This is a genomic window from Brevibacillus daliensis (genome assembly GCF_021245735.1).
GTDB lineage: Bacteria > Bacillota > Bacilli > Brevibacillales > Brevibacillaceae > Brevibacillus_B > Brevibacillus_B daliensis.
On sequence record NZ_JAJISB010000006.1, the window covers coordinates 139119 to 160926 of the forward strand.

Below are 21808 nucleotides of genomic sequence, written 5' to 3' on the forward strand. Positions count from 1 at the left end.
AAATGGCACTTATCGAAACATTATTACCAGTTTACCTGCTGGTGTTTGTCCGAATTGCATCTTTTATCATTGCAGCACCGCTATTTAATCAACGGGGAATGCCTAACCATTTTAAAATCGGGTTTGCCGCAGTGATGGCCTTTATCAGCTTTGCCTACGTACCAATAACTGGGAAAATCCCACTAGATATATCCTTCACAGTATATGCACTAAAGGAAACGGCGATCGGCTTGGTACTCGGTTATCTATTACAGATGATGTTCTCTGTGGTGAGAGTAGCTGGTGGTTTAATGGATTTGCAAATGGGTCTTGCCATGGCTAACGTGGTGGATCCCGCAACAGGTGCTTACGTTCCGATTACAGGACGGTTAAAGGAAATTTTGGCGACGCTTTACTTTCTATCCATTAACGGACATCACCTGATGATAAGAGGGATAATCTCAAGCTATCAATCCATTCCAGTAGATTCACTCATCGTAGATTTACACTCCGATGCTTTTGGGTTTTTCGTCATAAAGGCTTTTTCTCATATGTTTTTCAGTGCTTTCATGATGGCTGCACCCATTGTGGTTTCCTTGTTCTTAGTGGACCTATCCTTGGGGATTATCGCGAAAACAGTACCACAATTTAACATTTTTGTTGTCGGTTTACCGATTAAGCTTTTGGTCAGCTTCCTACTCTTGATTGTGGTCATGCCAGGATTTTTCATTATCCTTGGCAACTATATTTCCCAGATGTTCCATGCACTTGCTGAACTGATTGGGATATTGGGGGGAGGCACATCATGAGCAGACATCCATTCTTATTCCAGATGGATCTTCAGTATTTTAATGGAGAGAAAACAGAGAAAGCGACTCCCCATAAAAAACAAGAGTCCAGAAAAAAAGGTCAGGTTAGTAAAAGTGCCGATTTAGCACCAGCGGTTACGATTACCTCCGTATTTTTTCTACTGATGGTTGCAGGTCCATGGATGCTAGAACTATGTCTCCATATAGTTCGGGAGACGCTGAACCATTATCTTAATTGGGAGATTGCTTATGGGAATCTACAGGCGATTACAATGCAAATCGTTTCTGATGCCGCTCTCATTATTGCAATGGTTTTCGCTGTTTGTTATTTGGTAGTTGTCACCGTGACCTATATGCAAGTCGGTGTACTATTCTCAACTGATCCAATCATGATGAAGCTGGAAAAGCTGAATCCAATAGAAGGGTTCAAAAAGATATTCTCCATGCGATCGCTCGTGGAATTATTAAAATCGGTTTTGAAAATTACAGCGGGCATGATAGTAGTTTCCATGATTTTATGGGGAATAAAGGACCAAATTCCACTGCTATATTTCTATTCTTTGGAGGGTCTCCTTCAATTTGCGGGTGACCGGGTTGTAAGTCTGGGAATATCGGTGGGTGTATTGCTGACCATTCTGGCCATTATGGATTACATGTATCAGCGATATGATTATGAAAAAAATCTGCGCATGTCCAAACAGGACATCAAGGATGAACATAAGAAAATGGAGGGCGATCCCCTCATCAAAAGCAAGATCAAAGAAAGACAAAGGCAGATGGCTATGCGTCGTATGATGCAGGAAATACCTAATGCTGATGTAATTATCACAAATCCGACGCATTTTGCTGTAGCGATCAAATATGATTCTACACAAATGGTGGCGCCAACCGTCATTGCTAAGGGGCAAGATTTTCTGGCATTAAAAATTAGAGAGATAGCCAAAAAAAATCGCATCGTTACGATGGAAAACAAGCCTTTGGCCCGAGCGTTGTATCATCAGGTAGAAATCGGACAACAGATACCTGAGGATCTCTTTAAAGCGGTGGCTGAGGTTTTGGCTTATGTGTATAAAATTCAGGGTAAAACGAAGCGATGAGAGGAGGAGACAGGGTGGGTGCGAAACAGATGGGCACGATTTTCTTCGTGCTTAGTATAGTCGTAATGATGGTCATACCACTTCCATCTGCAGTTTTGGATATACTGCTTATTGTTAATATTTCTTTAGCCCTTGTCATCCTACTTGTCTCCATGTACACAATGGAAGCATTAGACTTTTCAATTTTTCCAACCGTTCTGCTATTAACCACTTTGTTCCGATTGGCGTTAAACGTTTCAACTACACGGAACATTTTGGCCCATGCAGAAGGTGGTTCAGTTATCCACGCGTTCGGGGACTTTGTTGTAGGCGGTAACGCAGTAATTGGTTTTGTGGTCTTTCTTATTCTCATTATTATACAATTTATCGTTATCACCAAAGGTTCGGAACGTGTAGCAGAGGTAGCGGCTCGCTTTACGTTGGATGCTATGCCTGGAAAACAGATGAGTATCGACGCAGACCTTAATGCAGGGATGATTAGTGAACAAGATGCACGTATTCGCAGAAGAAAAATTGAGCGTGAAGCGGATTTTTACGGGTCAATGGATGGTGCAAGTAAATTCGTAAAAGGGGACGCCATCGCAGGGATTGTCATTTTCATTGTTAACATTATTGGCGGTTTCATTATTGGGGTCGCTATCCACGAATTGAGCTTTATGGAATCCTTACAAAAATTCACACTACTCTCCATCGGTGATGCACTCGTCAGTCAGATACCGGCCTTATTAATATCGACTGCTACAGGTATCATCGTGACGCGAGCATCATCAGAAGGTGGACTGGGCGAAGATATTACCGGTCAACTCTTTGGTCAACCGAAACTTTTATATGTGGTGGCAGGAGTAATGTTTCTTCTCGGTCTTTTCACCCCGATTAGCATTATTCCAACTGGTATCGTTTCTGGTATCCTATGTTTGGCTGCCATGCAGCTAACGAAGAAACAGCAGAGCGACCAGGAAGAAACGTTTACACAAGAAGAGGAGCAACAAATGGAGGAAGTGCGTAGCCCAGAGAGTGTTATCAACCTCCTTCAGGTTGATCCAATCGAATTTGAATTTGGCTATGGATTAATTCCTCTTGCAGATACAAAACAAGGCGGTGATTTATTAGACCGCGTTATCATGATTCGTCGTCAGTGTGCGCTTGAACTGGGGATCGTGGTACCAGTAATTCGCATACGAGACAACATCCAATTAAAACCGAATGAATACATCATAAAAATCAAAGGTAACCAGGTGGCATCAGGTGAGATTATGATGGACCATTACTTGGCGATGAGTCCTGGTTTTGAAGACGAATCAGTAGTGGGGATACCTACAACGGAACCTGCCTTTGGTTTACCTGCTTTATGGGTTTCGGAGGAGAATAAGGAGATGGCGGAGCTCTCTGGTTATACCGTAGTCGATCCTCCTTCAGTAGTAGCAACCCATTTAACAGAAATCATCAAGAGACATTCGCATGAATTGGTAGGACGTCAGGAAACACGTGCACTGGTAGATAATGTAAGAGAAACAGCTCCAGTTCTGGTTGATGAATTAATCCCTTCCTTATTGTCTATCGGTGATGTTCAAAAAGTTATACAGAAACTATTAAAAGAAAAAATCTCGGTTCGAAACTTGTCAGTGATTTTGGAAGCACTTGCAGATCATGCACTATATTCCAAAGATCCTGAAGTATTGACCGAATATGTGAGACAAGCACTTGCTAGACAAATCACTCTTCAATTTACACATCCGGGCGAGCCGCTTCGCGTTTTGACAGCTGGTCCTACCTTGGAAAAAGTGATTTCGGAGAATGTCGAGCAATCCGAGCAGGGAAGTTACCTAGCGATGGATCCTGATACGTCACAACGAATCTACCAACATATGTCTGAACAGGTAAATCGAATGATAAATATGGGACAACAGCCGATCATCTTGTCTTCACCTATGACAAGAATGTACCTGAGACAACTGATGGAAAGAATCATGCCTGATATCCCAGTCCTTTCCTACAGTGAATTAGAGCCCCATATTGAAGTTCAGAGTGTAGGGGTGGTGAATGTATCATGATTGTAAAACGTTATGTGGTAGACTCCATGCCAGAAGCCATGGATAAAATCAAAGTGGAACTAGGTAAAGATGCTGTCATCCTGAATACCAAGCAAGTGAAAACGGGTGGCTGGTTGGGGATGTTTCGGAAACAACAGGTAGAAGTTATCGCTGCCGTTGAGGCAAAAGAAGAGACGACTGTACAACAAAGGGCTCCATTGCGCCAAGCGGCGAAAAAGGAGCCGATTGTGCGTCCAGCCTCCAACCATTTTGTGCACCGAGCGTACCAACAAACAAATGAGCCTATCAAACCAGATAACACAACAGCTCCATCAGCGGTAACGTTAATGGAGAGAGCTCCTGAAGCACCTAGCGTAACGAAAAAGGAACCGGGTGCACAGAGACCATTTATAACGAATGAGCCAAAGAGCTTCGAACTAGAAGAGAAGCAGCCTTTGAGCATAGTTGCTTCTTCCCAAGGTAAACAAGCAACTGTTGCAGAACGATTGGAACAAACTGCAACTGATGCTCCAATAACAACAAGTAATGAAAATAGGATCCAGGCCAATTCTGCTTCTTCTTCAACTATCACCCCTGAAAAAAACGCTGGAATACAAGAGTATCAAGACATGCTGGGTGAGCTGAGAGATATGAGGGAAATGTTTCAAAAACTGCTCTTTTCCAAAAAAGGGGAAGAACAGTTGCCAGCTGCTCTTGCAAAATGGCGGGATCGATTAGTGAAGAATGAAGTAAAAGAAGAGATTGTTGCTAGCCTTTTACAAGATGTGATGAAAGAGACATCTGATATGTCTACTCTTTCAAAAGAAGAGACAGACAGACTCATGCGCACTACTATTTATAGACGAGTAGAAAAGGCAGTTGCAATAGGTAGCAAGATTGACAGCAATACTCGCTATTTGTTCTTTTTTGGACCGACTGGGGTAGGAAAAACAACGACTATTGCCAAATTGGCTGCTTGGCACATGTTGCAGGAGAAACGAAAGGTAGGCTTCATTACAGCGGATACCTATAGGATCGCTGCTGTGGAACAATTAAAAACATATGCCAACATTTTAAACGTTCCTCTTGAAGTCGTTTTTTCACCAGCTGAGATGGAACAGGCGCTGGAAAGACTTTCGACCTGTGACCTTGTGTTTATCGATACAGCAGGGCGTAACTATCGAAATGATGAGTATGTAGACAGAATGAGAGATTTATTGCAATGGCCTGAACAGAGTGAACATCTTCTCGTTATGAGCCTAACATCCAAGTACAAGGACATGGAGACGATTATCAAAAAGTTCAGGGATGTACCTATTTCAAGTGTCATTCTCACCAAAGCAGATGAAACAACTCAGTATGGTTCTATTTTAGGCTTGATTGAAGAGCATAATATGAAGCTCTCCTATCTTGCTACTGGACAAAATGTTCCAGATGACATCGAAGCGGTCACAGTTACAAAAATAACGAATCTGATCGCAGGAGAAGAAGGCCATGAATGATCAGGCACAACGTTTGCGAGAACAAATCCAGGAGAAGACTACCGGAAGAAGCACGAGACTCGTTGCTGTGACCAGTGGTAAAGGAGGAGTTGGAAAATCGAATGTAACGCTCAACTTTGCCCTTGGATTGATAGAAAAGGGTCAGAAGGTTTTATTGTTTGATGTGGATTTGGGACTAGCTAACCTTGATGTACTAATGGGTATAACCCCGAAGAAGAATTTAATGCATCTGTTAGAAGACGATAAAACAATTTTTGACATTATTGAAAAAGGTCCAAATGGGTTGGAGTTTATTGCGGGTGGTTCTGGTTTTACCCAATTTTCTCAACTCGAGGAGTGGCAGCTAGGAAAGGTATTTACTGAACTTACCAAGCTGCAAGGTTATGCAGACGTTATCCTGTTTGACACGGGAGCGGGTATTACGAAGGAATCGTTGCAGTTCATCCTTGCAGCGGATGAGATTTTATTGGTAACGACACCTGAACCGCCTGCAATCACTGACGCCTATGCCATGATGAAGGTTGTTCATATGAAGAAACCGGATGCAAAAATTAAATTAGTTATCAATCGGGCAACCTCGACCCAAGAAGGGGAGCAGACGGCAGAAAAATTAACAGTGGTTGCAGAAAAATTTCTTGGATTTCGTGCTTCAACACTAGGGATGCTTCCTGACGATCAACACGTGTCAAAAGCAGTAAAACAGCAGCGACCATTTATTATCGCCTTTCCTTATTCACCAGCTGCAAAAGGAATAAGGCAACTTGTTTCAACTTTTTGCGGAACGGATGAGAAAAGAGTTCAATTCGTGGATCAGACAGGATTAAAAGGATTTCTTACCAGGCTGCGAAAATGGATGTAACAAAATGGATGCGGTATCACAGCGAATTGAGAAGAAGGGAGCGGTCAGATGACAAAAATACGTGTACTAGTAGCAGACGATTCCGCTTTCATGCGCAAGGTGATTTCCGATATTTTGGAGAGCGATTCTTCCATTGAAGTAGTGTCCAGGGTTCGAAATGGTGAGGAGTGCCTGAACAAAGTAAAGGAAGTTTCACCAGATGTAATAACCCTCGATGTGGAAATGCCAGTAATGGATGGACTTGCTACTTTGGAGAGATTGCAAGAAGAATATCCCGTCCCTGTTGTCATGTTAAGCAATGTGACCAAGGAAGGGGCAGATGCGACAGTAAGAGCTTTACAGTTAGGAGCTTTTGACTTTGTTAATAAACCGTCGGGAGCAATTTCGCTCGACATTCATAAGGTTGGCCAGAATATTGTTGAGATGGTAAAACAGGCGGCTGAATCACGTAAGCAAAGAAATTCGGTAAAGGTAATAGAGGAATTGAAATCAGATTCCATTACACCTCTACCATCTCTTGTAAAAAAGCGAACGACAACGCGAGTAATAAGGCAAGAAGTTCCTTCTACAAAAAAGTTGAATGTAGAGCAAAGAATAGAACGATCAGATGGTTCATTAAAGAAATTGGTATTACTAGGCACGTCTACAGGTGGTCCTCGTGCGCTACAAACCTTATTGCCGGACATACCAGTTGATTTTCCTGCTCCTATTTTGATTGTTCAACACATGCCGCCAGGTTTTACAAAGAGTTTAGCGCAACGCTTAGATACTCTTTGTGCCATTACTGTAAAAGAAGCAGAACAAGGCGAGGAAATATTGGCAGGCACTGCGTATATAGCACCAGGTGGTTATCATATGGAAGTTGAACAACAATCAAATGGGTCCTTATACATAAAATTGCATCAAGCAGAACCGAAAGGCGGACACCGTCCTTCGGTAGACGTCATGTTTATGTCAGCAAGTCAATTGAAACGAATCCGTCAGTGGGCAGTCATTTTGACTGGAATGGGGGCGGATGGAACAGAAGGCTTGCAAAATCTGAAAGCATCAGTTCAGGTAACAGGATTAATAGAGGATCAAAGTACATGCGTGGTATTTGGAATGCCCCGAGCAGCCATTCATGCTGGACTTGCAGACTATGTCGTTCCTCTTAACAAGATGGCAGATACGCTAGTTCGACTCGTAACCTGATAGGAGGTTATTCACAATGGATATGAATCAATATCTTGACATGTTTATCGAGGAATCAAGGGAACATTTACAGGCTATTAACTCCAATTTACTAACACTTGAGGATGATCCTCACGATATTAGTGTCGTTAATGAAATTTTTCGCTCGGCTCACACTTTAAAAGGTATGGCAGCTACGATGGGGTTTGAAGATTTGGCAAGCCTCACCCATGAAACAGAGAATGTACTAGACTTGATTCGCAATCAGAAATTGACTATTACCAGCGAAATCATGGATGTCATTTTTAAAAGTGTTGATGCCATGGAAGAGATGGTACAAAGCATTATGGAAGGTGGGAACGGGGTACTTGATGTATCGCAATTAGTAGAAGTGCTAAGAACGATCGTATCAGGAGACTTTGAACAAGCCGTCCAGGAAAGTGCTGCTGCATCCGCTGTTGCCCTTTCTAATGAAACTAGTGAGGAGATCGTTCATAGCGAAGGTACTCAGGAAAGTGTAACTCGTAACTATGAACTTGATGATTACGCCATTACAATTATGCGTCAATCTAAAGAGAGTGGTCACAATATTTACTGGATACACATCTCTCTACGTGAAGATTGTGTTTTAAAAGCGGCACGTGCGTATATGGTGTTTGATCAGTTGGAAACATTGGGTGAAGTTATCAAGACTACACCAGGCGTAGAAGACATTGAGAATGAAAGATTTGATCGCTCATTTGAGGTCATTTATATTACTGCTCGACCAGCAGAAGAAATCACCAATAAAATCAGCAATATTTCTGAGGTAAGTGAAGTGCTGATTGAAACAATTCAGCTTCCTGATATGAATAAAGAGGTTGCTGCATCTGCACCAGTCGCACAAAAACAAAAAGATGAAACAAAAGGGAATACACCAGCACAAAACCAAACAGCAACAAAAAAAGTAAATGGGAATAAAACAATTCGAGTTGATATTGAACGTCTTGATATTCTGATGAATCTGTTTAGTGAATTGGTAATTGACCGAGGACGTTTAGAACAGCTTGCTAAGGAAATTGATAAAACCGAATTGCATGAAACAGTTGAACACATGAGTCGCATCAGTGGAGATTTGCAAAACATCATCTTAACTATGCGCATGGTTCCTGTTGAGCAGGTCTTTAACCGATTCCCACGTATGGTCCGAGATTTGGCAAAAGAACTGAACAAAAAAGTTAATCTGGAGATTATTGGAGCAGAAACAGAGCTGGATCGCACCGTTATTGATGAGATTGGTGATCCACTTGTCCATCTACTTCGTAATTCTATTGACCATGGGCTTGAATCTCCTGCACAGCGCACTCAAATGGGCAAGCCAGAGGAAGGCGTCGTTCAATTAAAGGCTTATCATAGTGGTAATCATGTTTTTATCGAAGTACAAGATGATGGTTTTGGAATCGATAAGAACAAAGTATTGAACAAAGCGCTACAACGTGGCATCGTCACACCTACTATGGCAGAGACATTAACAGATAGACAGATTTACGAACTTTTGTTCGCGTCTGGATTTAGTACAGCAGATCAAGTATCTGATATCTCTGGCCGTGGTGTAGGGCTTGATGTTGTAAAAACAAAGATTGAATCGCTCGGTGGATCAGTTTCGGTGGATTCTTCTCCTAACGCTGGTTCCATCTTCCGTATCCAATTACCGTTAACCTTATCAATTATTTCTGCCATGCTGGTTCAGATTGAAGCTGAGAAGTATGCTGTTCCGCTTAGCTCAATCATCGAGACTGCCGTCGTTAAGAAAAGCGATATCATGATGGCACATCGTCAGCAAGTGATAGATTTTAGAGGAAAAATAGTTCCGCTTGTCTCGTTAAAAGAAATTTTTAGTATTCCTGTTAACGGTATTACAAAAGAAGACGAAGTGGCGGTTGTTATTGTTCGTAAGGGAGATAAAATGGCTGGTCTGATCGTTGACTCTTTCATTGGCCAGCAAGAAATTGTTCTAAAAACCTTGGGAAAATATCTTGTTAATGTATTTGCTATTTCAGGTGCAACCATTCTAGGTGATGGACAAGTTGCCCTCATTCTGGATTGCAATGCGTTAATTAAATAGTTCGGGGAGGAATAAAAATGAGCCAGATAGAGACCAAAACAGCAGACGAGGAAACGAAAGTAATCATTTTCAGATTACTTGACGAAGAATACGGCGTTGAAGTCCAACAGGTTAAGTCCATTGAAAAACTAGAGCACATTACTCGCGTCCCTCGAACACCTTCTTTTGTAAAAGGTGTGATTAATCTGCGCGGTGTGGTAACTCCTATCATCGATTTGCGCAGTCGATTCTCTTTAGAAGAGGCAGAACCTACAGATGCTACTCGAGTTATTATTGTAGCCGTTGATGAATTAGAGGTTGGGTTGATTGTAGACTCAGCTAACGATGTTGTAGACATCCCGTTACAAGCTATTGCACCTCCACCTGCAGTGGTTGGTGGTGTGGAGGCTGCCTATCTTAGAGGTGTAGCAAAACTGGAAAAGCGTCTCCTAATCTTGTTAAACCTGGACAAGGTATTAAGTACAGACGAGATTAAGCAACTTGATGCTATCGAGGGATAAGCGATGATGCAAATTGGGAAAATGGGAGAATTTCAACTAGATGTTCTTAGAGAAGTGGGAAACATTGGAGCAGGGAACGCAACAACTGCTCTATCCCACCTCATTCAAAAAGAAATCGATATGACCGTTCCGCAAGTAAAAATCATTTCTTTCCACGAGATAGCAGATTTTATCGGAGGAGATGAAGTAGTCGTAATAGCTGTATTCCTCCGAGTGGAAGGCGATTGCCCCGGAAATATGTTTTTTATACTTGATATTCCTTCAGCTGATTACCTACTTGAGCATTTAATGGGAACGTTGCCAAAACGATCTGAAGAAAGTCAATTTACAGAAATGGAATTGTCAGCGCTTCATGAGATCGGTAATATTCTGGCAGGGTCATATCTTTCTTCACTTGCAGATTTTACAAAATTGAACATGCAGCCTACAGTACCGTCTTTAGCGATTGATATGGCTGGCGCTTTGCTAAGTTACGGTTTAATAGAATTGGGACAAGCTGGGGACTACGCGCTTACGATTGATACAGCATTTTTTGAAGGGAATGAAAATGTACGAGGACACTTTTTTCTCATTCCAGATCCAGATTCTTTTGAAACACTATTTACTTCATTAGGGGTTCCTTTACATGGAGATTATTAAAGTAGGAATGGCTGATGCAGCTGTAGCAAAAAGTCCCGATAAAATTAGAACAACAGGATTGGGTTCATGCGTTGGGGTTGTTCTATATGATCGCAACAAAAAGATAGCAGGGATGGCACATGTGATGCTACCCGATTCTACACTGGGAAAAAATTTAGAAACCAACCTGTTGAAATATGCTGATACGGCAATTCCAACATTAATCAATAGGATGGAAGAGATTGGAGCTAATAGCCGCATGCTCGTGGCAAAACTGGCGGGAGGAGCACAAATGTTTACCTTCCTCTCCCAAAACGATACCATGCGAATTGGTCCGCGCAATGTGGAAGCGTGCAAGCAAGTCTTAAAAGAGCATTCCATTCAGATTTTAGCTGAGGATACGGGCGGCAGTAGTGGACGGACGATTGAGATGGATGCAGAGACCGGAATATTACAAATTCGTATGGTAAATCAAGGAACTAAGGAAGTATAAACATGAATCAAACAGTGAAAGTAAGCCTTTGGTTAGGAATCATAGCTTTTATTGTAACGTTTTTGGCTGCTGTCATGCAAAACTTGATTTCAGTTGCTTTGATTCGTGCTGTCATTGGTTTTATCTTCATTACCATTGTTGCTTTTCTGGTTCAAACGGTAATTACTTTTTTTACCGCACAATCACCAGTTAAGGAAACAGAGCAGGAAGATGAAGTCGTATCAGACGAATCAACCGAAGAAACGGCTCCAGAGAAAAATGACGGCCTGACAGAAGCGAATGATTTTATTCCTATAAAACCACAAAATTTGGAAAATGTTGAAAATGAACATGATCCAAAGCTGATTGCCCAAACGTTAAGAAGATTTTCTGATCAGTAAAGGCAGGTGATTAGACCATGGCTAGAGTATATAATCAAGAGAAGGTAACGAAAGAATTTGACACTTGGTTAGAATGGAAAGAACATGGGAGTCGAGAAGCGGAAATAGCCTTGGTGGAAAAATTTTTGCCTCTTGTAAATAAAGTGGCGATGCGTCTTTCTATCGGCTTACCCAATAATGTGGACAAAGATGATCTCATCAGCTATGGTCGTTTCGGCTTGCTTGATGCGCTTAATAAGTTCGATTATAAGCGTGGACTGCAATTTGAGACGTATGCAATGTGGCGTATTAGAGGCGCCATGATTGATGGTTTAAGGGAAAATGACTGGATTCCACGTACAGTAAGGGATAAGGCTAAAAAAATCGAAGAAGCGTATACACATTTAGAACAACACTTACTTCGATCCCCTACTGATGAGGAAGTTAGCCAGCATTTGGGTGTTTCTGAGAAGGAATTGAAACAGGTCATGTTTGATACCTCACTTTCAAGTATGTTATCGATTGATGAAGCGGTGGGAGACGAGGAAGAACAAAAGATTGCCCGGCATTCCTACCTGATAGACGAACTGATTATTAGTCCGGAAAGTGCAGCTGAATTGCATAATCTAAAGGAAGTTTTAATTCAAACAATCGATAAATTACCCGAAAAAGAGCGCCTGGTGGTCACCCTGTTCTATTTTGAAGAACTTACCTTATCTGAAATAGCTGAAGTGATGAGCTTATCTCCTTCACGTATCTCCCAACTGCATTCAAAAGCGATTTTTCGTTTGCGCAATACCTTAGCGAAATGGAAGTCGCAACTTATGTAGGGAGGGAACCTCTCTCTTAACGGATGAAAAAGGGGGCTTCAAATCATGGTGAATCAATTGGCTGAATTAGCAACAATAACTGTTTCTAAAGACAAACTGTTGGCCGAACTTATTCTTCAGGACAAGTTCGAGGGCCAACTTTTAGAAGATGATGTAATTAAATTTTGCCATGCGAAGGGTATTACCTTTGGATTAATTGAAAACCATATACGCTCTATTTGTGCCAACCCAAACAAGTTTGTCCAAGTTCCTTTGAATATTGCTGAGGGAAAAGAAGCAATACCTGGAAAAGACGGAGAGGTTCATTACCTGTTTCAGAAAAAAGGTGTTGAAGTAAATTCTCCGAAAATATTAGAGGATGGCCGAGTTGACTTTTATTCTGTTCTTACGATTGAAAATGTTACGAAAGGTCAGCTACTCGCTGAAAAAATTCTGCCAACAGCAGGAGAGAACGGAACAACAGTAACAGGTGAATCGATTCAAGCAAAGCCAGGTCGGGAAGCAAAGCTAAGACCAGGAAAGAATGTGGTGTTTAACTCGGAGAAGACACTCGTCTACGCAGTTATCGATGGACAAGTTTCGTTAGAAGAGGACAAAATAAGTGTTTTTCCTGTCTATGAAGTTAATGGCGATGTAGATTATAGCGTTGGTAATATTAATTTTATAGGGACAGTTGTTGTTCGCGGTAACGTACCAACTGGTTTTTCCATCAAAGCTACTGGTGATATTCGCATATACGGTAGCGTGGAAGGAGCCGAGCTTACGGCTGAAGGTTCAATTGAAATAAAAAATGGGATTGCTGGCCAGGATAAGGGCCATGTAATTGCGGGAAATGATGTAACAACATCCTATATACAAAACGGAAATGTGACAGCAGGTAACAGTGTTCAAGTAAAACAAAGTATCATGTTTTCACGTGTAAGAGCGAATAAACAAGTCATCTGCCAAGGTACAAAGGGAATTATTATTGGTGGAGTGACACAAGCAGGAGAAAAAATTGTAGCAAGAACGATTGGTAACTTCAATTCAACTCCAACTACTTTGGAAGTGGGCGCAAGACCTCAATCACGACAGGAATTGGATTCACTTAAACTAAAATTGCCGGTTCTCCATGATAATTTGCTTAAGACGAAACAAGGATTACAAGTTCTAGCACAGATCTTGAAAGCAACGGGAGACTTACCGCCCGATAAGCGTACTCTTCAAGCAAGATTAGATCACACACATGGGATACTTACAAAAGAGATTAAAGAACTTGAAGAGCGTAAGAATGCTATGGAAGTAGAATTAGAAAAGGAAATACCTGCTATAATTGAAGTAACGAACCTCATGTATCCAGGAGCAAAGCTGGTATTTGGAAAGTATATCAGGTTTATTAAACAGGAACACAGCCGTACCCGCTTTCTTTTGCTTGAAGGAGAGATTACAACCTCTGTCCTTATATAGGTAAAGGAGTGATTGCTGATGAGTTTTAAAGCATTGGAATTACAACATGCTATTCCGCGTACCCAGGAAATGGGAAGATGGCAGGAACAAACTCAGCAACGGGCGGCAGCGGAACATCAACAATTCAGGGAAGAACGCAAAAGACTAGACGAAGCTGCCCGTACAAAAGCAGAACAACTTACTAAATCAGAACAGCAAAAAGTGAAAAATCAGGAAGAATCTACGAAGAAAGGCCATGATGGACCAGAACAACAGGCGAAGGGAAAGTCACATGAAGAGGATCATCATGCTTCTTCCACACCTTCACCAGACCCGATTCGAGGACATCATATTGATATTTCTTTGTAGCAGTCACTCATGATATAAGGTGGATAACATGGAACAAATGATATGGATACTCTTGGGTATTGGAGCTTTTGCTATTCTCGTATCAGCTGTTTCTCTTTATCTTTCAAGAAAAAAAGAACAGTCTGATGGATCGGCTAGGCAAACTTTTCATCCAGCTGAAACTACTTCTTCACATGTGGAGCGTAGTGAGATGGAGCAGGCATTGAAGAAGTTTGTTAGTCAGGTGAAAAAGGAGAATGAACAGACCAACCGTTATGCCGAAGCGAGCGTCCGTGAGTTAAAGCAAGAGAATAATTACCTTAAGGATGAGATTGCTGACCTGTATCAGCAAATATCATCCTTATCGAAAGAACAGCAACAACTGATACATAATCTCCAGCAGTCCCATTCTACTGAACAAGTAGGGCCCGAGGAGATACAAAATGAAAACGATATTTTTGCACTGAAAAACCGATACAGTCGAGTTTTTGAACTAGCTAATAGCGGAATGTCGTCCATTGATATCGCAAAAAAATTAGGGGTAGGACACGGGGAAATTCAACTTATTATGTCCTTGTCAACTTCTACACCCGTTACTGATGAACAGACGCAAATGGATAGACAGCAGGAAAGAGAGGCGTAACATGAACGCAAGAATCGGATGGATGGGATTTGGTCTTGGGGTCGTGTTTTCTGCTCTCTTTTTGTTGATATCAGAACAAATCTTGGATAGCACTGATAATTGGAAACAGAAAGCTGCGCAAGAAAATCTGATACTTATGACCCAGGATGAGCATCAGGCGCTCTTACTAAAAGCTCAGGGTACTGAAGCAAATCAGAATGAAGCGGATACTAGCAAGAATAATACCGCTAAACCTGGAGAAGCACAGAATAATTCACAAACTGGCCCATCTACTGTGGGAAATGGTCAATCAACTAATTCTTTAAACTCTAGTAACAATCAAGATACTAAAGCTGAATCCACCGTACAGACACAGCCTAAGAAAACAGAAGAAAAACAAAGTAAAAAAACATCAACTTCAAAGCAGAATACGAAATCAACAGAGAATCCTTCCAATAAAATGGATAAAGGTCAAACGAACTTACCTTCTAAAACGACTGATCCTGTTCAGCAAAAGGAGGGTTCTCAATTAAATACGCCACAAACTCAGCCGGTAGTTGAGGATAAGAGTACTACCAATCAAACTGAAACTACTGGCGGAAATTCAACAACTTCGAATCGTACAGAGAACGTCCCTAATACTGAAATTGAACCTGGTGAAACAGGTAAAGAACAAGAGTCTCAGCCGTTGACTCCACCTACACCACCAGCTTCACCCCTTCCACCTACACCACCAGATATAAAATGATAACGAGTTAGGGTGGTATCCCCTTTGGTAGATAGCCATAGTATTCGTAAGACCGTGAACTCTATGCTTTCGAAGTAAGATACAAACTCAAACCACAATACTCATTTCCAACTTTTCTAACACTATTTATTGCATTTGTGATTTTGATATGATATAGTTTTCTTCGGTGTTAAATACGCACGTAAACCAATCCCTGCAACGGTGCTACCTATTTGGTAGTTTTGTATGGGAAATGCGGTTTTCGGAGGTTGACACAAAAAAACCAAATCAGAGGAGGTGTGAAATATGGCGGTAATCTCTATGAAACAACTTCTTGAGGCTGGTGTTCACTTCGGTCACCAAACTCGTCGTTGGAACCCAAAAATGGATCGCTATATCTTCACCGAACGTAACGGAATTTATATCATTGACTTGCAAAAGACAGTGAAAAAAGTAGATGAGGCGTACAACTTCATGCGCGAACTTGCTGCTAACGATGGTAAAGTACTTTTCGTTGGTACTAAGAAACAAGCGCAAGAGTCTGTTAAAGACGAAGCTACTCGCACTGGTCACTACTTCATCAACCAACGTTGGTTGGGTGGTACATTGACTAACTTCGAAACAATTCAAAAGCGTACTGCTCGCCTTGCTCAACTAAAACGCATGCAAGAAGACGGTACTTTCGATTTACTTCCTAAAAAAGAAGTAATCGTACTAAACAAAGAAATGGATCGCCTAGAGAAGTTCTTGGGCGGTATTGCTCACATGAAAGAATTGCCGGACGCATTGTTCGTAATCGATCCTCGTAAAGAGCGCATTGCTGTTGCAGAAGCTCGTAAATTGGGTATCCCAATCGTAGCTATCGTTGACACTAACTGCGATCCAGACGAAATCGACTACGTTATCCCTGGTAACGACGATGCTATCCGCGCAGTTAAATTGTTAACTGGTAAAATGGCTGACGCCCTGATGGAAGGCAACCAAGGCGGAGAAGAAACAACCACGGCGTAATGATCAAGGGTGGACTGAGGGTTTCAGAACCCCCCGTCCACCTTTTTTTACGAGTACAACAGTATTCTCTCGATGATTTTTCCATACATTACATACGTAGGCGGATTCTTGCTTGCGTCAAGAATAGAAGGAGGCTTTACTAATGGCAGCAATTAGTGCTCAAATGGTAAAAGAATTGCGTGAAAGAACTGGCGCAGGTATGATGGATTGCAAACGCGCTTTGGAAGAAGTAAACGGTGACCTGGAAAAAGCAATTGACTTGCTTCGTGAAAAAGGTATCGCTAAAGCAGCTAAAAAATCTGGTCGTATCGCAGCAGAAGGTTTGACTGGTTTTGCTGCTAATGGAAACGTAGGTACAATCGTAGAGATTAACTGCGAAACTGACTTCGTTGCTAAAAACCCTGAGTTCCAAGCTCTTGTAAAAGATATTGCTGAGCATGTAATCGCACATCGCCCAGCTTCTGTAGAAGAAGCTCTGACTCAATCTTTCCAAGGTGGAGAAGACCTAGGAACCGCAATCAACGCGAAAATCGCAACGATTGGTGAAAACCTCAACTTCCGTCGTTTTGAAATCCTTGAAAAAACAGATGCTGGCGTATTCGGCGGATACTTGCACATGGGTGGAAAAATCGGTGTGCTTGTAGCTCTTGAAAACACAACTGATGAAACACTTGCAAAAGATCTTGCAATGCATGCTGCAGCTTCTAACCCTCGCTTTGGTGTTCGTGAAGAAGTATCTCAAGATGAGATCGATCGCGAGCGCGAAGTATTGAAAAACCAAGCTTTGGGTGAAGGTAAACCAGCTAACATCGTTGACAAAATGGTAGAAGGCCGTATGTCTAAGTTCTTCGAAGAGTATTGCTTAGTAGAACAACCATTTGTTAAAGATCCAGATAAACGTGTTTCCCAACTATTGAAAGAAGCAGGTGCTACTTTCGGTAGCTTCGCTCGTTTCCAAGTTGGCGAAGGTATTGAGAAGAAGCAAGACGATTTTGCTGCTGAAGTAATGGCGCAAGTGAATAAGCAATAAGATTAAAATAGGGAACACCGCAGTGTTCCCTATTTTTAAAGAAAGATGCGAATCAAAAGCCTTAAAGATAAATGGAGGTCAATTCACATGCCGGATGCTGCATATAAACGAGTCATACTTAAGCTAAGTGGGGAAGCACTTGCTGGTGAACAAGGGTATGGAATCGACCCAAATGTTATTGCTTCAATTGCTGATCAAATTAAAGAAATCGTGGAACTAGATGTTGAAGTTGCCGTAGTCGTAGGTGGGGGTAACATCTGGAGAGGACTGTCTGGTAGTTCTCAAGGGATGGATCGTGCAACTGCTGATTATATGGGAATGCTCGCTACCATTATGAACGCACTTGCATTGCAGGATGGACTTGAAAATGTAGGAGTTCCTACACGAGTTCAAACCTCTATCGAAATGCGTCAGGTAGCAGAACCATATATTCGCCGTAAAGCGATTCGTCATCTGGAGAAAAAACGAGTTGTGATTTTTGCAGCTGGTACTGGTAATCCATATTTCTCCACAGATACAACTGCTGCCTTACGTGCTGCTGAAATCGAAGCAGAGGTTATTTTAATGGCGAAAAACAAGGTGGATGGAGTTTATACTGCCGATCCTAGCTTGGATGAATCAGCCACGAAATATGATAGCCTCACCTTCCTCGAAGTCTTAAACAAAGGTCTTGGAGTGATGGACTCTACTGCTTCAAGTCTTTGCATGGATAATCATATTCCGCTTATTGTTTTTGCCATTACGGAAGAAGGTAACATTCGTCGGGCCGTGATGGGAGAAAAAATCGGAACAATTGTAAAGGGGGATGCCTAATGCCACAATCAATTATAAAAGATACTGAAGAGCGTATGAGTAAAGCAATATCTGCACTTAAGAAAGACTTGGCTACCTTGCGTGCAGGTCGTGCTACTCCACAAATGCTGGATAAGATTGTAGTAGATTACTACGGAACACCTACACCAATTAACCAATTAGCGAACGTATCGGCCCCAGAACCTCGTTTATTACAAATCCAGCCTTGGGACAAAGGCGCATTGAAAGATATTGACAGAGCTATTCAACAGTCTGACCTTGGCTTAACTCCGACGAATGATGGTATTATCATTCGTATTGCTATTCCAATGCTGACGGAAGAACGTCGTAAAGAGCTTGTAAAAGTAGCTGGAAAAAGTGGAGAAGAAGCAAAAGTAGCTATTCGTAATGTGCGCCGTGATGCGAACGAGGCTATCAAGAAGCTGGAAAAAGCAGCTACGATTTCAGAGGACGAATCTCGTGATCATCAAGATACCATTCAGAAGACAACTGACAAGTTTATTGCTGAAGTGGATAAGACGGTAAAAGATAAAGAAAAAGACATTCTTGAGGTATAATGAAAGATGCGTTCCCCCTCCTCGTGAGGGGGAGCTGTCTATATCTCTCTTTATTGGGGGAAACCTGTATGCTAGAGCGACTAGGTAAAATGTTAGGCGGAAAACAAGAAGATACTACATCAACAACTTTTGATGATAAAGGTGTTATTCCACACCACATTGCTGTTATTATGGACGGGAATGGAAGATGGGCAAAAAAACGTAATTTACCTCGTATTGCCGGACATCATCAAGGGATGAAGACTGTTAAAGAGATTGTAAGAGCAGCTGATGCAATAGGTGTTGGTATATTAACGATGTATGCCTTTTCTACTGAGAACTGGAAACGTCCAAAAGATGAAGTGGATTATTTGATGAAACTTCCTCAAGAATTTTTGGCAACTGAATTAAAAGAATTGATGGAACGTAATGTTCGAATATCAATGATTGGTTCAAGAGAAGAATTACCTGAACATACGTTAAAAGCTTTATTGGAAGCGGAGCAAAAAACTAAGAATAATACAGGATTGCAGCTCAACTTTGCCTTGAATTATGGTGGACGGGTAGAAATTGTGAAGGCAATGAAAGAAATCGCCGATCTTGTTAAGGCGGGAGAATTAAAACCTGAACAAATCGACGAAGAATTGATTTCTTCACATTTGTACACACGGGAAATTCCTGACCCCGATTTATTAATACGTACAAGTGGTGAAATACGGGTAAGTAATTTCATGCTGTGGCAGCTAGCCTATACCGAATTCTGGTTTACAGACGTATTCTGGCCGGACTTTAAACGAGAACATTTCTATCAGGCGATAGCTGATTATCAAAGGCGGGCTCGTCGCTACGGCGCAGTGTAAACCAGCCATAAGAGGTGGAACGAAGTGAAACAGCGAGTTATCACAGGATTAGTCGGAGGCATTCTGTTCGTTTCTCTGATGTATCTAGGTGGGATGTGGTATTCATCCTTTATTTTACTTTTAGCGTTAATTGGATTTTATGAATTTATGCGTATGGCAGGAATTCGACCATTTGGTATTGCGGGAATTCTGGGTTACATTATTTTGATATCAATATTAAGTACGAATTTTGTGGGCTTGTGGACTGTTGCAATCAAATATTTGAGCGTACAGCAGTTAATGGCAATTTCAACGAGTACGTCAGAGATCATTTTACCGATGATTATTTTGTTATTGCTATATACCGTTGCAAGCAAGAATAAGTTTAACATCGAACATGCCGCTCTTACTTTATTTGGAGCGTTATACATAGGTTTTGGGTTCCATTATGTAACTATTGCCCGAAGCTACGTGGGAATGGGGGGCTTCTGGTTAACCCTGTTGATCTGGTTCGCAATCTGGTCAACTGATTCAGGGGCTCTTTTTGCTGGACGAGCCTTTGGTAATCGTAAATTATGGCCAGAGATAAGCCCGAATAAAACAGTTGAAGGTGCACTAGGCGGCTGGATTTCTGCTATTATCGTAGTTGTAGTAACTGACTGGTTGCTTCTTACTCTGAACGTACTGGGGGCATTGCCGCTTTCTCAGGCATTTTTTATTGCTCTTGTAACAGGAGTGGTCGCCCAACTAGGAGATTTGGTAGAATCAGCTTATAAACGTCATTTTGGGGTAAAGGATTCTGGGCGGATAATTCCAGGGCACGGTGGCGTTTTGGATCGTTTTGATAGTATGTTGATTGTCTTTCCTATTTTGTATCTGTTTGGGCTTTACTAGAAGAAACACTACTTTTGGTTTGAGGTGAAGAGGTTGAGAAAAATAGCGCTGTTAGGATCTACGGGATCTATCGGAACGAGCACCCTGGATGTAGTACAACATTACCCAGACCGCTTTCAAATTGTAGCAATGGCTGCAGGTAGTAATATCGACTTGTTCGAGCGCCAGATACTCGAAGCGAAACCAGAGCTTGTCTCGATTGGTTCCGAGGAATTAGCGAAAGAATTAAAAGCCCGTCTTTCAGGGAAATATCAGGTTGAGATTGTATGGGGAATGGAAGGGTTAATACAAGTAGCGACACACCCCGAAGCCAACTTTGTCATGACGGGTATTATGGGTAGCGTTGGCGTACGCCCAACACTTGCTGCAATCGAAGCTGGTAAAACCATTGGACTTGCTAACAAAGAAACACTGATAAGTGCAGGAAAAATCGTCATGGAGACAGCTCGTAAGCATAACACGACAATCATTCCTGTCGACAGTGAACATTCTGCTATTTTTCAGGCGATGCAAGGGGAAAATCATGATGAAATCTCTCGTCTTATCATTACGGCTTCTGGAGGATCGCTCCGTCATTTAACTCGAGAAGAAAGTAAGCATGTGATGAGAGAACAAGCCCTACGACACCCGAACTGGAGCATGGGTGCAAAAATCACGATTGATTCAGCAACCATGATGAACAAAGGTTTTGAGGTAATAGAGGCGCACTGGTTATTCGGTATACCTTATGATCAGATTGATACTCTGTTACACTATGAAAGTATCATACATTCTATGGTAGAATACAAAGATAAAGCTGTGATGGCTCAACTTGGTTCCCCAGATATGAAGGTTCCCATTCAGTATGCACTGACCTATCCGAATCGAATGTCATTGCAAACTGAGACATTAGATTTGGCTAAGTGTGGAACGCTAACCTTCAAAGAAATGGATGTAGTACGATATCCGTTACTGCAATTGGCATATGATTGTGGAAGAGTAGGTGGTAGCCTACCTGCGGTTCTCAATGCCGCTAATGAGGTAGCTGTAGCCCGGTTTTTACGTAAAGAAATGTCGGTTGTGGGAATCGAGGAATTGGTTCATCATGTGTGTGAAAAACATCAGGTGATTTACAGTCCGTGCCTAGAGACGATTGAAGAAGCAGATGTTTGGGCTCGGCGTGAAGCAGAGGCTTTTTCCTTTGAGTAAGAGCTACTCTTCGCTTCAAGTGATC

The 21808-nt window shown here is 41.8% G+C and carries 23 protein-coding genes; all 23 read left to right on the forward strand.

The annotated features are described in order from the left end of the window. Positions 1-2 precede the first annotated feature (2 nt). The 23 genes from fliR to LM917_RS08490 all read left to right on the forward strand — a co-directional run bounded on the left by fliR (position 3) and on the right by LM917_RS08490 (position 21783). Complete coding sequence (fliR, locus tag LM917_RS08380; RefSeq protein ID WP_232697046.1) at positions 3-788, forward strand: flagellar biosynthetic protein FliR; 786 nt, start codon at positions 3-5, stop codon at positions 786-788. Then, positions 785-1885, forward strand: coding sequence for a flagellar biosynthesis protein FlhB (gene flhB / locus LM917_RS08385; RefSeq protein WP_232697047.1), 1101 nt, complete (start codon positions 785-787; stop codon positions 1883-1885). Before fliR ends, flhB begins: the two co-directional genes overlap by 4 nt. Further along, positions 1882-3936, forward strand: coding sequence for a flagellar biosynthesis protein FlhA (gene flhA / locus LM917_RS08390; protein ID WP_232697048.1), 2055 nt, complete (start codon positions 1882-1884; stop codon positions 3934-3936). The genes flhB and flhA overlap by 4 nt, the downstream gene beginning before the upstream one ends. Then, on the forward strand, positions 3933-5417 hold the full coding sequence (flhF, locus tag LM917_RS08395; protein ID WP_232697049.1) for a flagellar biosynthesis GTPase FlhF: 1485 nt from the start codon (positions 3933-3935) through the stop codon (positions 5415-5417). Before flhA ends, flhF begins: the two co-directional genes overlap by 4 nt. After that, a complete protein-coding gene (locus LM917_RS08400) occupies positions 5410-6276 on the forward strand; it encodes a MinD/ParA family protein (protein ID WP_232697050.1) in 867 nt (288 codons plus the stop codon). The genes flhF and LM917_RS08400 overlap by 8 nt, the downstream gene beginning before the upstream one ends. Before the next feature lie 48 nt (positions 6277-6324). Beyond that, entirely contained in the window at positions 6325-7467 is a 1143-nt protein-coding gene (locus LM917_RS08405; RefSeq protein ID WP_232697051.1) for a protein-glutamate methylesterase/protein-glutamine glutaminase, read from the forward strand. Positions 7468-7483: 16 nt separating this feature from the next. Next, positions 7484-9550, forward strand: a complete 2067-nt coding sequence (locus LM917_RS08410; RefSeq protein ID WP_232697052.1) for a chemotaxis protein CheA — start codon at positions 7484-7486, stop codon at positions 9548-9550. A gap of 17 nt (positions 9551-9567) precedes the next feature. Then, complete coding sequence (locus LM917_RS08415) at positions 9568-10050, forward strand: chemotaxis protein CheW (RefSeq protein WP_232697053.1); 483 nt, start codon at positions 9568-9570, stop codon at positions 10048-10050. A 3-nt stretch (positions 10051-10053) separates the two neighbouring features. Continuing rightward, on the forward strand, positions 10054-10689 hold the full coding sequence (locus tag LM917_RS08420; protein ID WP_232697054.1) for a chemotaxis protein CheC: 636 nt from the start codon (positions 10054-10056) through the stop codon (positions 10687-10689). Further along, entirely contained in the window at positions 10676-11161 is a 486-nt protein-coding gene (locus LM917_RS08425) for a chemotaxis protein CheD (RefSeq protein ID WP_232697055.1), read from the forward strand. The genes LM917_RS08420 and LM917_RS08425 overlap by 14 nt, the downstream gene beginning before the upstream one ends. 2 nt (positions 11162-11163) lie before the next feature. Next, a complete protein-coding gene (locus LM917_RS08430; RefSeq protein ID WP_232697056.1) occupies positions 11164-11541 on the forward strand; it encodes a hypothetical protein in 378 nt (125 codons plus the stop codon). 17 nt (positions 11542-11558) lie between these two features. Next, entirely contained in the window at positions 11559-12350 is a 792-nt protein-coding gene (locus LM917_RS08435) for a FliA/WhiG family RNA polymerase sigma factor (RefSeq protein ID WP_232697057.1), read from the forward strand. Between the two features lie 48 nt (positions 12351-12398). Next, positions 12399-13796, forward strand: coding sequence for a flagellar assembly protein A (locus LM917_RS08440; RefSeq protein WP_373688771.1), 1398 nt, complete (start codon positions 12399-12401; stop codon positions 13794-13796). A gap of 18 nt (positions 13797-13814) precedes the next feature. Further along, a complete protein-coding gene (locus tag LM917_RS08445) occupies positions 13815-14144 on the forward strand; it encodes a hypothetical protein (protein ID WP_232697059.1) in 330 nt (109 codons plus the stop codon). Positions 14145-14172: 28 nt separating this feature from the next. Continuing rightward, the gene (locus LM917_RS08450; RefSeq protein ID WP_232697060.1) at positions 14173-14766 is read left to right on the forward strand and encodes a DUF6115 domain-containing protein; all 594 of its coding nucleotides are present in this window, start codon (positions 14173-14175) and stop codon (positions 14764-14766) included. A gap of 1 nt (position 14767) precedes the next feature. Next, entirely contained in the window at positions 14768-15493 is a 726-nt protein-coding gene (locus tag LM917_RS08455) for a hypothetical protein (protein ID WP_232697061.1), read from the forward strand. A 285-nt stretch (positions 15494-15778) separates the two neighbouring features. Continuing rightward, entirely contained in the window at positions 15779-16483 is a 705-nt protein-coding gene (gene rpsB / locus LM917_RS08460; RefSeq protein WP_232697062.1) for a 30S ribosomal protein S2, read from the forward strand. A 142-nt stretch (positions 16484-16625) separates the two neighbouring features. Beyond that, positions 16626-17513, forward strand: coding sequence for a translation elongation factor Ts (gene tsf / locus LM917_RS08465; RefSeq protein WP_232697063.1), 888 nt, complete (start codon positions 16626-16628; stop codon positions 17511-17513). A gap of 87 nt (positions 17514-17600) precedes the next feature. Further along, positions 17601-18326: a UMP kinase gene (gene pyrH, locus LM917_RS08470; protein ID WP_232697064.1), complete on the forward strand. Its 726-nt coding sequence runs from the start codon at positions 17601-17603 to the stop codon at positions 18324-18326. Continuing rightward, a complete protein-coding gene (gene frr, locus LM917_RS08475; protein ID WP_232697065.1) occupies positions 18326-18883 on the forward strand; it encodes a ribosome recycling factor in 558 nt (185 codons plus the stop codon). Before pyrH ends, frr begins: the two co-directional genes overlap by 1 nt. Before the next feature lie 68 nt (positions 18884-18951). After that, positions 18952-19722 carry an undecaprenyl pyrophosphate synthase gene (uppS, locus tag LM917_RS08480; RefSeq protein ID WP_304502586.1) on the forward strand — a complete coding sequence of 257 codons (771 nt, stop codon included), beginning with the start codon at positions 18952-18954 and terminating at the stop codon, positions 19720-19722. A 24-nt stretch (positions 19723-19746) separates the two neighbouring features. After that, complete coding sequence (locus LM917_RS08485) at positions 19747-20595, forward strand: phosphatidate cytidylyltransferase (protein ID WP_232697066.1); 849 nt, start codon at positions 19747-19749, stop codon at positions 20593-20595. A gap of 33 nt (positions 20596-20628) precedes the next feature. Next, positions 20629-21783, forward strand: coding sequence for a 1-deoxy-D-xylulose-5-phosphate reductoisomerase (locus tag LM917_RS08490; RefSeq protein ID WP_232697067.1), 1155 nt, complete (start codon positions 20629-20631; stop codon positions 21781-21783). The last annotated feature ends 25 nt before the right edge of the window (positions 21784-21808 follow it).

Bases quoted from the DNA above. Each gene is read 5' to 3' on its own strand.
- flhF (WP_232697049.1), top strand. From the start codon at position 3,933: ATGATTGTAAAACGTTATGTGGTAGACTCCATGCCAGAAGCCATGGAT.
- LM917_RS08435 (WP_232697057.1), top strand. From the start codon at position 11,559: ATGGCTAGAGTATATAATCAAGAGAAGGTAACGAAAGAATTTGACACT.
- flhB (WP_232697047.1), top strand. From the start codon at position 785: ATGAGCAGACATCCATTCTTATTCCAGATGGATCTTCAGTATTTTAAT.
- LM917_RS08420 (WP_232697054.1), top strand. From the start codon at position 10,054: ATGATGCAAATTGGGAAAATGGGAGAATTTCAACTAGATGTTCTTAGA.
- LM917_RS08400 (WP_232697050.1), top strand. From the start codon at position 5,410: ATGAATGATCAGGCACAACGTTTGCGAGAACAAATCCAGGAGAAGACT.
- rpsB (WP_232697062.1), top strand. From the start codon at position 15,779: ATGGCGGTAATCTCTATGAAACAACTTCTTGAGGCTGGTGTTCACTTC.
- LM917_RS08445 (WP_232697059.1), top strand. From the start codon at position 13,815: ATGAGTTTTAAAGCATTGGAATTACAACATGCTATTCCGCGTACCCAG.
- LM917_RS08425 (WP_232697055.1), top strand. From the start codon at position 10,676: ATGGAGATTATTAAAGTAGGAATGGCTGATGCAGCTGTAGCAAAAAGT.
- LM917_RS08430 (WP_232697056.1), top strand. From the start codon at position 11,164: ATGAATCAAACAGTGAAAGTAAGCCTTTGGTTAGGAATCATAGCTTTT.
- uppS (WP_304502586.1), top strand. From the start codon at position 18,952: ATGCTAGAGCGACTAGGTAAAATGTTAGGCGGAAAACAAGAAGATACT.
- frr (WP_232697065.1), top strand. From the start codon at position 18,326: ATGCCACAATCAATTATAAAAGATACTGAAGAGCGTATGAGTAAAGCA.
- LM917_RS08405 (WP_232697051.1), top strand. From the start codon at position 6,325: ATGACAAAAATACGTGTACTAGTAGCAGACGATTCCGCTTTCATGCGC.
- pyrH (WP_232697064.1), top strand. From the start codon at position 17,601: ATGCCGGATGCTGCATATAAACGAGTCATACTTAAGCTAAGTGGGGAA.
- LM917_RS08415 (WP_232697053.1), top strand. From the start codon at position 9,568: ATGAGCCAGATAGAGACCAAAACAGCAGACGAGGAAACGAAAGTAATC.
- LM917_RS08410 (WP_232697052.1), top strand. From the start codon at position 7,484: ATGGATATGAATCAATATCTTGACATGTTTATCGAGGAATCAAGGGAA.
- LM917_RS08455 (WP_232697061.1), top strand. From the start codon at position 14,768: ATGAACGCAAGAATCGGATGGATGGGATTTGGTCTTGGGGTCGTGTTT.
- fliR (WP_232697046.1), top strand. From the start codon at position 3: ATGGCACTTATCGAAACATTATTACCAGTTTACCTGCTGGTGTTTGTC.
- flhA (WP_232697048.1), top strand. From the start codon at position 1,882: ATGAGAGGAGGAGACAGGGTGGGTGCGAAACAGATGGGCACGATTTTC.
- tsf (WP_232697063.1), top strand. From the start codon at position 16,626: ATGGCAGCAATTAGTGCTCAAATGGTAAAAGAATTGCGTGAAAGAACT.
- LM917_RS08450 (WP_232697060.1), top strand. From the start codon at position 14,173: ATGGAACAAATGATATGGATACTCTTGGGTATTGGAGCTTTTGCTATT.